This is a genomic window from Flavobacterium pygoscelis (genome assembly GCF_023162025.1).
GTDB classification, from domain to species: Bacteria; Bacteroidota; Bacteroidia; order Flavobacteriales; family Flavobacteriaceae; genus Flavobacterium; species Flavobacterium pygoscelis.
On sequence record NZ_JALNUB010000007.1, the window covers coordinates 89,249 to 102,431 of the forward strand.

At 31.8% G+C, this 13,183-nt stretch carries 9 protein-coding genes; 8 read left to right on the forward strand and 1 reads right to left on the reverse strand.

Features of this window, described 5'->3' with window-relative positions; all coding sequences use genetic code 11:
- Positions 1-71: 71 nt before the first annotated feature.
- Positions 72-1,070: a zinc dependent phospholipase C family protein gene (locus MW871_RS12125; protein ID WP_188051006.1), complete on the forward strand. Its 999-nt coding sequence runs from the start codon at positions 72-74 to the stop codon at positions 1,068-1,070.
- A 289-nt stretch (positions 1,071-1,359) separates the two neighbouring features.
- Here the strand turns inward: MW871_RS12125 and MW871_RS12130 are convergent, their stop codons facing one another.
- Entirely contained in the window at positions 1,360-3,459 is a 2,100-nt protein-coding gene (locus MW871_RS12130) for an LTA synthase family protein (protein WP_248428778.1), read from the reverse strand.
- 161 nt (positions 3,460-3,620) lie between these two features.
- Here MW871_RS12130 and MW871_RS12135 point away from each other — a divergent pair, with 161 nt between their 5' ends.
- The 7 genes from MW871_RS12135 to MW871_RS12165 all read left to right on the forward strand — a co-directional run bounded on the left by MW871_RS12135 (position 3,621) and on the right by MW871_RS12165 (position 13,174).
- Entirely contained in the window at positions 3,621-4,058 is a 438-nt protein-coding gene (locus tag MW871_RS12135) for a thioredoxin family protein (protein ID WP_248428779.1), read from the forward strand.
- Complete coding sequence (locus MW871_RS12140) at positions 4,055-5,038, forward strand: FAD:protein FMN transferase (RefSeq protein ID WP_248428781.1); 984 nt, start codon at positions 4,055-4,057, stop codon at positions 5,036-5,038. The genes MW871_RS12135 and MW871_RS12140 overlap by 4 nt, the downstream gene beginning before the upstream one ends.
- 15 nt (positions 5,039-5,053) lie before the next feature.
- Positions 5,054-5,266 carry a DUF4266 domain-containing protein gene (locus tag MW871_RS12145; RefSeq protein WP_188051002.1) on the forward strand — a complete coding sequence of 71 codons (213 nt, stop codon included), beginning with the start codon at positions 5,054-5,056 and terminating at the stop codon, positions 5,264-5,266.
- A gap of 44 nt (positions 5,267-5,310) precedes the next feature.
- Entirely contained in the window at positions 5,311-6,690 is a 1,380-nt protein-coding gene (locus MW871_RS12150) for a DUF3570 domain-containing protein (RefSeq protein WP_248428782.1), read from the forward strand.
- Between the two features lie 28 nt (positions 6,691-6,718).
- Complete coding sequence (locus tag MW871_RS12155; protein WP_188051000.1) at positions 6,719-7,381, forward strand: response regulator transcription factor; 663 nt, start codon at positions 6,719-6,721, stop codon at positions 7,379-7,381.
- Positions 7,382-7,386: 5 nt separating this feature from the next.
- Complete coding sequence (locus MW871_RS12160) at positions 7,387-8,772, forward strand: sensor histidine kinase (protein ID WP_248428783.1); 1,386 nt, start codon at positions 7,387-7,389, stop codon at positions 8,770-8,772.
- A 67-nt stretch (positions 8,773-8,839) separates the two neighbouring features.
- The gene (locus MW871_RS12165; protein WP_248428788.1) at positions 8,840-13,174 is read left to right on the forward strand and encodes a CusA/CzcA family heavy metal efflux RND transporter; all 4,335 of its coding nucleotides are present in this window, start codon (positions 8,840-8,842) and stop codon (positions 13,172-13,174) included.
- Positions 13,175-13,183: the final 9 nt, after the last annotated feature.

Sequence of the window (13,183 nt, forward strand, 5' to 3'; positions counted from 1 at the left end):
GAATCTTAAATGGCAATTTTATAAAATAACAATTTAAAGAAATACATTTGTAATTCTAAAAACTAAATTTAATGAAAAATTTTAAAATTAAGCCTACGCTTATCACTTTATCTACTCTTGTAGTTGCTTTTTTAGTAATTTCATGGGGAGTTATCGGTCACGAACGAATTAATAGAGCCGCAGTTTTAGCGCTTCCTGCTCCATTGCAGACTTTTTTCTATAATCATATCGATTATATCACTCAAGAATCTACTGTTCCAGATTTGAGAAGAAATGTTTTAAATGATAAAATGGAACCTTCTCGTCATTATTTTGATATGGAAAATTTTGGTGATGTTGCTACTTTTCCAAAGACCATGGAAGAAGCTAAGAAGAAATATGATGATAAATTTTTAGACAAAAATGGTATATTACCTTGGCATATTCAAGATATGATGACCAAATTAACTAAGGCTTTCAAAGATAAAAGAAAGAACGAAATTTTGTTTATTGCTGCTGATTTGGGTCATTATATTGCAGATGCACACATGCCTTTGCACACTTCTGACAATCATGACGGACAAAATACAAATCAAAAAGGAATACACTCTTTGTGGGAAAGTCGTTTACCAGAATTATTTGTAAAAGATTATAAATTAAATGTTCCACAAGGAAAATATCTTGAAAACGTAGATGTTGCAATTTGGGAATTAATGGCTGATACACATAGTTTGGTTGAGCCTCTTTTAGCAGCCGATAAAAAACTAAGAACAGCTACTCCCGAAAATAAAATGTATGTTACGGATTCCGATGGAGCAGTTGTAAAAAACAAATACGGAGGTATGTTGTATTCTGATGAATATGCAGGGAGATTTCATCAAGAATTAAACGGAATGGTAGAAAATCAAATGAAAAAAGCAATTACAGTAACTGCTAGTTTTTGGTACACTGCTTGGGTAAATGCTGGAAAACCAGATTTGAGTAAACTAGACACAAAAGAGCTTACTAAACGCAATCATAAATTCTTGAAAAAAGATTTAAAAACTTTCGAACAAGGTAAACTTTTTGGTTTAGTCTACGATAAAGAATAAAATAAGCATATTACATAAAAAAAACGGCTGAGAATCAAATCTCAGCCGTTTTTTTTGCTCAAAAATTTTCTGGAACTGATCTTGTTTTTTGCTAAAAAACTCTAAAAGAAAGCATTATTCCGTGCCGTTTAATTGAGTACAAGTATATATTTATCTACTAATTTATTGGTGTGAATTTGTCCAATTTGTGTTTATGTTTTTAGAAATTCAAACCAATAATAATATAAAGTAATATCAGATTGAATATAATAAAAAACGGGTGACAATATTATCTCACCCGTTTTTTATGCTAATTGATTTTTTGATACTTCTTATTTTTTAAGATATCCGAAGCAGTTTGATAATAGGAAATGGTTTCATTTACTAAATCTGTTCTTTCTGTTTTCATTGGTACCTGATCATAGAAAATCTGGAACTCTGGCGCTACTTTTTGATTTGGTTTTAAAGTCAATTGAAACTGTTTGACTGTTTGTTTTGGCGAAATAATTGTCAGAACATTATCTTTAATTAATCCCAGATCTTGATAGGTAGCAATCAACGCTCTTGGCTTATAATCTGATTTTAAAACATCTTGTCCGTAAAACTTACTTTGATAATTAAAATTTAATAATCCTAAAACCGTTGGCATTACATCAATTTGTGACATTATATTATTGTAATATTGAGGCTCTACAAAGCCAGGACTATAAATCATCGCTGGAATTCTATATTTGTCAGCAGGAAGTTCTGTTTTACCTGCACTAGAGGCACAGTGATCCGCAACAATAACAAATACCGTATTGTTGAACCATGGTTGTTTCTTGGCCATTTCAAAGAATTTCTTCATCGCATAATCCGTATATTTTACACCTCCATCACGCGATTTTGCATCTCCAGGAATATCAATTTTCCCATTAGGATACGTAAACGGTCTGTGATTACTTACGGTCATGATATGATTAAAAAAGGGTTTTCCAGATTTTGCTTCTTTGTCCATAATTTTAATGGCTTTGTTGTACATGTCTTCGTCGCAAACTCCCCAAATATTGGCAAAGGTAATCTCGCTAGGTGAAAATGTTTTTTTATCTACAATATCGTATCCATTTCCTCCAAAAAAGTCTTCCATATTGTCAAAAAAGGCATCACCACCATACATATATTTCACATCATAGCCTTTTTCTTTAAAAATTGCTCCAGTGGAGAATTTATCTTTATTGTCTTTTCTTTTTACTACACTTTCGCCAGCAGTTGGAGGAAAACATAAAGTAACGGCTTCTAGACCACGAACAGTTCTATTTCCTACCGCATAAAGGTTAGAAAAAACTAAACTTTTTGTTGCCAAACTATCTAAGAAAGGAGTTATATTTTGCTCATTACCATACATTTTCATAAATTCAGCACTATAACTTTCAATAGTTATTAGCACAACATTTTTGCGATTTTCAGCTGCCTCGCCTTTTATTTGTCTTAATGTGGTCTCGCCGGAAATTGCTGGTAATTGTTGTTTTAATTCGGCATAAGCTTCACTATTTGGAACTGTTTTATAGAATTTAAAATAATCCAATTCGCTGTTCATGAAAGCCAAATAGAATTTGTAAATTCCGTTCGCTTGCAGTTCGTTTGCAAAAATATTCTGTGCATTTTCTCTACTCGCTAATGCCGGAATGGAAAACAAAGACAAGGCAAAAAGTACCATGTAAATTCCGGATATTTTTAATTTTTCAATAAAAGTTGGAATACTTTCGATATATACTTTTGATTTTTTTACAATAAAATAAGTAACTAAACCTGCAATGATAAACAATCCTGAAAATATTGGAATTACAGGATACGATTCCATAATATTACCAATAACTTCGTTGGTATAAATCAAATAGTTTACCGCTATAAAATTGTATTTGACACCAAATTCATTCCAAAAGAAATACTCGCTAATTGCATTTTGTAGAATTAAAACCACATAAAGGAAAATTACAAAAGAGAACAACCAAAAACGTATTTGCTTTCTGTATTTTGGTAAAAAAAGAAGTAATCCAAATAGGAAGGTTTTTAAACCTACAAAGATTAGTCCAATTTTTGGTAAAGCGCCACCATACTCATTTAGTACTGATTTTCCAGAAAGAATATAAAGGAATAATGCTATAAATAATCCGAAAATAATATATCCATACGGTTTATAATATTTACTATTGGATATAAAAATAAGATAGAGCCACAAAAAGCCGCTAATTAATACAAAAATGAAAAAATCGGATAAAAAACCAAATAGAAAAACTGAAACCGTATCAATAAACGTAAAGCTGGTTTGAGTTATAGGATGAAAAAAAAGAATTATTCTTGAAATAAAGCTAACTACAACATAAAAGAGTAGCAAATAATAGAACGGAGAAACTTTTTTAGATAAATTCATATAATTGTATTTTGGGCAAAAGTATAACTAATTTTTAAACATATTTTTTTAGGACTCAATTTATCTATTAATAAAAATTAATATTCGCTTAAGATAGAATTGGATTGACTTTAACTTAGAATAAAATGAATAATTTTATTCCATACTAAAAAACAAATGCGATGAAAAAAATAATAATTTTATTGTTGCTTTTCACAGGAACAATAGGATACTCTCAAAATTGTAATTCTAGTTTTGTTGAAGCTCAGAAAAAAGCAGTGACAGAAAATAAAAATATTTTGCTTGTTTTCTCTGGCTCTGATTGGTGTGCACCTTGCATAAAATTAGACAAAACCATTTGGAAATCAGAAGAATTTAATAAGGAAGCAACTGAAAACTGGATCTTGTACAAAGCTGATTTCCCAAAGAAAAAAGCTAATTTATTGTCATTAGAATTAACTGCTGAGAATAAAAAAATAGCAGAACGGTATAACAAAGAAGGAAATTTCCCGCTTGTTTTACTTTTAGATCCTTCCGGAAAAGTATTGGGAATAACGGGCTATAAAAATGTTACACCTCAAGAGTATATTCAAATCCTTCACTCTTTCGAAAATAAATGAAAAATATAGTTTTCTTCGGTTTATTCTTGATCTCCTTATCGGCTTTTTCTCAAATAGCCCATAAGCGAAAATTATGGATGTTAGGAAGCCCATTTGAGGTTACTGCTGTTGCAAAAGACACTCTTGCTGCTAACCTATATATTGATATGGCTGTGGCCGAAACAAAACGAATAGAAAATTTAATTTCAGATTGGATTCCTACAACGCAAATTTCAGAAGTAAACAGAAATGCTGGAATAAAACCAGTCAAAGTAAATTCTGAAGTTTTTGATTTGGTAGCAAGAGCTCTTAAAATTTCAGAAATTACCGATGGTGCTTTTGATATATCCTACGCATCAATGGATAAAATATGGAAGTTTGACGGAACCATGAAAACCATGCCAACTAAAGAAGCCATAAAAAAGTCTGTTGAAAAAATTGGATACAAAAATGTAATTCTAGATAAAAAAGAACAAACGATATTCCTGAAAATAGCTGGAATGAAATTAGGTTTAGGCGGAATAGGTCAGGGATATATCGCTGATAAAGTCAAAGACTTATTATTTTCTAAAGGATGTATTTCTGGAATTATAAATGTTTCTGGAGATATTAATGCTTGGGGAAAACAACCCGATGGTAAATTATGGACCATTGGAATTGTAAATCCTTTAAATAAAAATAAAATTTTTGCTACTTTTCCTTTAGAGGATAGTGCCGTAGAAACTTCTGGTAGTTATGAAAAGTATGTCATTTTTGATGGCATTCGGTATTCACACATTATAGATCCTAGAACAGGTTATCCTGCAAAAGGAGTGGTTAGTGTTTCTGTTTTTGCTAAGCAAACCGAAATTGCTGATGCTTTGGCTACAGGCATATTTGTAATGGGTGTAGATGTAGGTCTGGATTTAGTAAATCAAATTAAAGGGATAGAATGTATTATTGTTGATGATCAGGGCAAAATTCATGCTTCGAAAGGAATTGATGTTCAAAAATATAATTAAATAAAATTATTTAAAATGATAAAGAAAATAACCTTTGGAGTTTTTGCACTTTTTCTTTTACAAGCTTGCAGCACTGTAAAAGAGTACGAAAAAGAAAAAATAAATGATCCTGATATGAAACTCACTGCCCGAACAGCAGAACGATATGAAACTTCTTTTCAGGTTTATCGAGAAGGAGCGGCTGGTGCAAACGGAGGAAAATCAGGCGGTGGTTGCGGTTGCAACTAAATTTTAATTATTAATTCGGATTATTAATTTCAATTCTTTAGAATATGAAAATAAAAATAGTAGCTCTTTTTATCCTATTGTCGGGAACAGTTTTTTCGCAAGAGAAAACCACTTCGCCTACTTTTAAAAAGAGAGTTTTAGAAAGTACTGAAGTAGATTTTTTAGCTAGTTATTACAATCAAGACGGATCAAGATCAGCTGTATCTGGCGGATTAGGATCTGAAAAATTGACCGATGTTGCTTCTAATATAGTTATCGCAATGCCCTTAAATGATGATGATATTTTAACAATTGATTTGGGATTGTCTGCTTATACATCGGCTTCCTCAAGTAATATAAATCCTTATGATTCGGGAGCTAAACCTACACCTTGGCAAGCTTCATCGGGAGCTTCAAAAAGTGACCAATTAGTATCTGCGGTTGCCAGTTACAGCAATAGTAGTGATTCTCGAAATTTTATCTGGAATGCAGACGCATCATTTTCAAATGAATATGATTATACTTCAGTAGGTTTTGGAGGTGGAATTGCAAGACTTTTTAATGAAAAAAATACAGAATTAAGCTTAAAAGTTAATGCCTATTTAGACCAATGGAGACCAATCTATCCAAAAGAATTGGAAGAGTATTCAAAATACGGTTCTAACTTTACCAATCAAGGTTATCTGGGCGGAATAACTGTTTTAGACCAAAACGGACAAGCAACTAATGGTTATTCTCCATCAGCATTCAAAACGATAAGTGCTGTCAGTAGAAATTCGTTTTCTGCTTCTTTTGGATTTTCTCAAGTTGTGACCAAGAAATTACAATTTTCAGTTTTCTTTGATGTTTTACAACAACAGGGATTATTATCAACACCGTATCATCGTATGTACTTTGCGGATAAAGCCAATTTTTATATAGGACAAGCACAATCTATTAGTAATTATGAAAATGCAAGCAATACTGGAGTATATAAATTAGCTGATGACATCGAAAGATTACCAGATTCTCGTTTTAAACTTCCCATTGGTGCTCGATTGAATTATTACATCAATGAACGCTTTATTGTAAGAACCTATTACCGTTTTTATTCTGACAATTGGAACATTCAATCGCATACAGCTAGTATTGAACTTCCTGTAAAATTGTCTGATAAATTTACAATTTTCCCAATGTATCGTTATTACAAACAAACCGCATCAAAATATTATGCTCCGTACGAAACCCATTTATCTACCGAAACTTTTTATACATCAGATGCTGATTTAGCAGCTTTTTTTGCGAATCAATATGGTTTTGGGGTTAATTATACTGATATTTTTACTGCTGCAAAATTATGGCGATTTGGTCTAAAGAATATTGATTTTAGGTTTAACCATTATCAACGAAGTGATAAACTAAATGCTAATATTGCTACAGTTGCTTTCAAGTTTATAATGCAATAAAGCTTAGATTTACAAAAAAACTTACACTATGCACCTATTAATAGTAGAAGATGAAGCCGGTATTGTTCAATTCCTTAAACAAGGATTAGAAGAAGAAGGGTATCAAGTTACTAGCGTTTCAGATGGTTTAAAAGGTTTTGAAATTACTCAAAAAGTACATTTCGATTTAATTTTATTAGACTGGATGCTGCCAAAAATGACTGGTTTAGAATTGTGTAAAGCGATTCGATTAAAAAATGAAAAAACTCCAATTTTATTCTTGACAGCTAAAGATACCGTTCAGGAAACCATTGAAGGACTTAAAGCGGGTGCTAATGACTATATCAAGAAACCGTTTAGTTTTGATGAGTTGCTAGAACGAATCAAAATTCATTTTAGAAATCAAAAAGAAGATGAAATTCTAAAACTTGGAACGATAGAGATTGACAATGCTAAACATCGAGTGTCAGTTAATCAAAATGAAGTTGCCTTGACACAACGCGAATTTGAGTTACTCTCTTATTTGGTTAAAAATAAAGGTAAAGTATGTACCAGAGCGCAAATCATCGAGGATGTTTGGGATATTCATTTTGAATACGACACCGGCGTTATTGACGTTTTCATGAATGGAATACGCAAAAAATTAAATTTAAAAATAGAAGAAGACTACATCAAAACTGTTCGTGGCGTAGGCTATATTGCTAATGACTAAATAAAATGCAGCAACTTTCCTTTAAAAATAGAATCGCCTCTCATTACATAATTACTACAGCACTATTGATTTTTGTAGTGTTTTTTGTGATCTATTCGATTGTTAAATTAAGTGTTTACAATCATCTTAACACTGATATTTCAAAAGAAGTCAAGAATCATTTGAATGAAATTGAAGTCAAAAACAATACGTTTTATCTCATGCACATGCAGGAATGGGAGGAAAGGGAACACAATACGGTTGATGTAAACCCCGTTTTTATTCAGTTTTTGGATAAAAATGGAGCTATTATTGAAAAGTCTCCTAACTTAAAAAATGAGTTTCTGTTTTTTGATAAGAAAAGGAACGATAATGAGTTATTTGATACCAAAATATTAGGCAATAAAATTCGCCAAATTCAAGTTCCAATTTATGATGGCGCTAATATTGTGGGTTATGTAATGATCGCTATGTCATTAGAAGGAGCTTTGATGGTTTTGCAAAATTTAGCAGAAATCTTGAGTATTGCGTATCCTTTAATTTTGATTTTGCTTTTTTTTATCGCTCGTTTTATTGCGGGAAGAAGTATTAAGCCAATAAACTCTATTATTAAAACTTCTAATACTATTACAAAGGATAATTTAACTTCTCGAATTCCAATTCCTCAAAACAGAGATGAATTGTTTGTTTTATCCAATACGATTAATAGTCTGTTAGACCGAATTGAAACTGCTATTGAGCGAGAAAAGCAATTCACCTCGGATGCATCGCATGAATTAAGAACACCCTTAACGGTAATTAAAGGAACTTTAGAAGTCTTGATACGCAAGCCTAGAGAAGCCACCGAATACGAAGAAAAAATTAATTTTTGTGTAAATGAAGTAGACCGCCTAAACCACTTGGTAGATCAATTATTGCTCTTAGCTCGATTTGAAAACCAAAAACAAACTTTAAAACTAGAAAAAGTATATTTGAATGCGATTTTTTTAGATACTATTGCACGCTATTCTTCAACTATACAATCCAAAAAAATAGCGGTATCTACTGATTTTTCAAAAGATTATTACACAGAAACAGATAGTTATTTGTTCTCTATTGTCATAAACAATCTCATTTCAAATGCATTAAAATATTCCGATTGTAATGGTACTTTATCGGTCAAGATAATGAATAATAGATCCAAAATAGAATGTCATATTATTGATTCTGGCATTGGGATTCCCAAAGAAGATTTAGAACGTATTTTTAATCCTTTCTATCGTTCAAAATCAACTGATCACCCAGAAATAAAAGGAACTGGTTTAGGATTATCTATAGTAAAAAGATTATCGTCATTGTTATCTATAGAAATAGCAATTACCAGCGAAGAGAGTAGGGGAACAAAAGTAATTTTAAGTTTATTTGAAGCATAACTTAAGTAGTTCTTAAGGATAACCTTATCTTTTAATAGTACTTTTGAAGTATAAATAAGATAAAAAAATGCTCGAAAAAATAATTGCTTTCAGTTTAAAAAACAAACTCATTGTTTTGCTTTTCACCCTTGGCGTTTTTGGATACGGTATGTTATCTGTATTTCAAATTTCGATTGGTGCTGTTCCAGATGTTACTAATAATCAGGTTCAGGTAATTACCACTTCTGGAAATCTTTCTACTCAAGATATCGAACAGTATATTACGTATCCTGTTGAGATTGAAATGGCAAATTTACCCGGTGTAAAAGAAATTAGGTCCATATCTAAATTTGGCTTATCTGTTGTTACCATCGTTTTTGAAGAAAGTTTAGGAACCTATTTACCAAGACAACTCATCGCCGAAAAAATTAAAGCAGCCTCTGAGAAAATTCCGCAAGGTTTTGGAACACCAGAAATGGGGCCTATTACAACAGGTCTTGGCGAAATTTATCAATATACTTTAGAAGTTAAACCAGAATTCAAGAACAATTATACCGTTACTGATTTACGAACCATTCAGGATTGGATAGTAAAACGTCAGTTATCAGGTATAAAAGGAGTGGTTGAAATTAATACTTGGGGCGGTTATTTAAAACAATATGAAATTGCAATTAATCCTTCGAGTTTAAAAGCAATGCATATCACGACAACTGATGTCTTTACAGCACTTGAAAAAAATAACAGTATTGCCGGTGGTGCTTATATTGAAAAAGTTAATCAAAGTTATTTTATTCGCGGAGAAGGTAAAGTAAAATCTATAGAAGATATTGGTAATATTGTAGTTAAAAACAGCAATGGTTTACCTATTTATATTAAAAATGTAGCAGATGTTCGTTTTGGTCACGCCAACCGTTTTGGAGCTATTACCGGAAATGGAGAAGGCGAAAAAGTATTGGGTCAAGTGATGATGCTTAAAGGAGCGAATTCTAAACAAGTCATAGATGATGTAAAACATAGAGTGACAGAAATCGAGAAATCCTTGCCTGAAGGCGTTTATATTAATGGATTTTTAGAACGAAGCGAATTAGTAGGTAAAACAACTTTTACAGTTGCGGAAAACTTAATTTTAGGCTGTTTAATCGTAATTTTTGTAGTGATTTTATTGTTAGGAAATTGGCGTTCTGGATTAGTTGTAGCGTCAGTAATTCCGTTGTGTTTACTATTTGCTATTTCCTTTATGAATATTTTTGGTATTGATGCCAATTTAATGAGTCTTGGTGCTATAGATTTTGGAATTATAATTGACGGAGCAGTTATTATAGTAGAGTTTATTGCTTTTCAGATAGCCAGTAAATCAGCTCATTTAGTTGGTCTTGAAAAAGAAGAGCGTCAGTTAGAAATTGACCAAATCACGTATAAAAGCGCTTCAAAAATGATGAATTCGGCTATTTTTGGTCAGTTGATTATTTTGATAGTTTTTATCCCAATACTATCATTATCCGGAATCGAAGGTAAAATGTTTAGACCAATGGCGATGACTTTTAGTTTCGCTTTACTCGGCGCTATGATATTCTGTTTTACTTATGTTCCGGTGGTTTCTTCGTTATTTTTAAAACCAAAACCAGAGAATCCAAATTCTATATCGAGCAAATTAATTCGTAAACTGAACTCTTGGTATTTGCCAATAATTACTTGGTCAATTGGTAATACAAAAAAAGTATTGTACGGAGCTTTAGGATTGTTATTGCTAGCTGTCGGATTATTCGCAACAATGGGCGGGGAGTTTATCCCAACTTTAGATGAAGGAGATTTTGTTATTCAACCCGTTTTAAAAACAGGAACATCATTAACAAAAACGATTGCCATAACTACTAAAATTGAAAAAATAATTCTTAAAAATTTCCCAGAAGTGACCCAAGTAGTCAGCAGAATTGGAGCTGCCGAAGTTCCCACTGATCCTATGTCAATGGAGGAAAGTGATGTTATTGTGAAATTAAAACCGAAATCACAATGGACGTCAGCGAAAAGTAAAGATGAATTAGCCGATAAAATTAAATCAGCGATTGAAAAAGAAATTCCAAACATGGAAATTGAATTTACTCAGCCAATTGAAATGCGTTTTAATGAATTAATTTCTGGTACTCGATCTGATGTAGCGGTAAAAGTTTTTGGTGAAGATTTAAATGTTTTAGCCAAAAAAGCACATGAAATCAAAAAAGCGATTGCTAAAGTAGAAGGTGCTTCGGATATAATTATTGAAAAAACGGAAGGTTTGCCTCAAATGTCGGTAGTTTATGATCGCTCTAAAATTGCACGCTATGGACTTAATATTTCTGATTTAAACGAAATGATTGCTCTTGGCTTTGCCGGAAAAACAGTTGGAAATGTCTTTGAAGGCGAAAAACGTTTTGATATGGTTATTCGTTTGGATCAAGAAAATCGTCACGATATTGAGGATTTACGTAATTTATACGTTTCCACGCCAAATGGTGAACAAATTCCGTTACAAGAACTCGCTTCAATAGAATATACAGAAGGTCCTGCGAAGATTTCGAGAGACAATACCAACCGAAGAATTGTAGTAGGAATCAACGTTAGAAACCGCGATTTACAAAGTGTAGTGATGGACATTCAGAAAGTTGTTGATAATGACATTAAACTGCCTGCCGGTTATTATGTAAAATATGGTGGACAGTTTGAAAACTTACAAAGTGCTAAAGCCCGTTTAATGATTGCTGTTCCAATTGCCTTATTTTTGATATTTGTTCTATTATATTTTGCTTTTGGTTCTGTAAAAGAAGCCTTAATGGTCTATTCCGCTATTCCTTTATCGGCAGTTGGTGGTGTTCTATTTTTATGGATTCGCGACTTACCTTTCAGTATTTCAGCAGGAGTTGGGTTTATAGCACTTTTCGGAATTGCAGTTCTAAACGGAATTGTATTAATTGAACATTTTAAAGAACTCAAACACCAAGGTATGAAAGATATCGATGCATTAATTTTGAAAGGAACCACAGATCGATTGCGTCCTGTTTTATTAACAGCTGCTGCGGCTGCCTTAGGATTTTTACCCATGGCCATTTCGTCATCAGCCGGTGCAGAAGTTCAGCGTCCTCTAGCAACTGTGGTAATTGGTGGCTTATTTACAGCAACAATCTTAACAATGATTGTACTACCTATTTTGTACAAGGTTTTTGATAGTAAAGAATTTAAAAAACCTAAGTTTAAAAAACATCAAAGTGGGACATATATTATTTTATTTTTATTATTTTCTTCATTTGCTTTTTCCCAGAATTCAAATCCAGAATTAGAGGGTTTATTATCAAAAGCAATTCAGAATAACAAAGGAATAAAAGCGGCACAGTTACAAGTTGATAAAACACAAGCCAATATTAAAACGGCTTATACCTTTGATAAAACAAATGTATATTACAGTTATGATCAGAATAATTTAGCGATTAATGATCAGCCTTTAAAAGTTTTTGGAGTGCAACAACGCTTTTCTTTTCCAACCGTTTACGGCGCACAGAAAAAAGTGTATTCTTCTGAATATGAAAAAGAAAAAGCCAATTTCGAAATTCAGAAAAATAAACTTTCATTAGCCGTTTCAAAATCGTATCAGCATATTGTATATCTACAACATCAGGAAAAATTGTATCAGTATTTAGACAGTTTATATCAAAATTTTTCTAAAGCAAGTGATAGACGCTTTGAATTAGGAGAGACTAATTATCTGGAAAAAATTACTGCTCAAGCTAAATTTAGACAAATAAAAACTAAGCTTTCTCAAATCGATAAAGATAAAAAAGCACAGTATGACGTATTGCAATCTTTAGTACAAAATGATGAAATAACGGTAATAAATAATAGTGAAATAACAGTTTTAAATAATTTAAGCGATAGCACAAGTAAATCATTTTATACTACTTATTTAGAGAGTATTACAAAAAATTATAAAAATCAAATAGATTTACATAAGCAATCGTGGTTACCCGATATTAATTTAGACTTTTTTCAAGGTAAAAATAGCGGTATATCACAATCTTTATACGGTTTTCATGTTGGTATTGGTATTCCATTATTATTTTCGGGAAATGTGTCGAAAGCTAAAGTTGCACAATTAGAACTGCAAAGTTGGGAACAGCAAAAACAAAATGAGGATTCAAAAATAGAACAATACATGAATCAAAAAACAAATGAATTAGCCAAATATCAAGAAGCTATTAACTACTACAATTTGTACGGTAAAAAATTATCAGATGAGATTATAAAAGTAGCAAACAGTAGTTTTAAACATGGCGAAATCGATTTTTTTCAATACATACAAAGTTTAGAAAACGCGACAACCATTCAAGTTGATTATTTAGATACAATTTTACAATTCAACCAAACGCAATTAGATTTACAATACTTAAATTTTTAATACCATTAC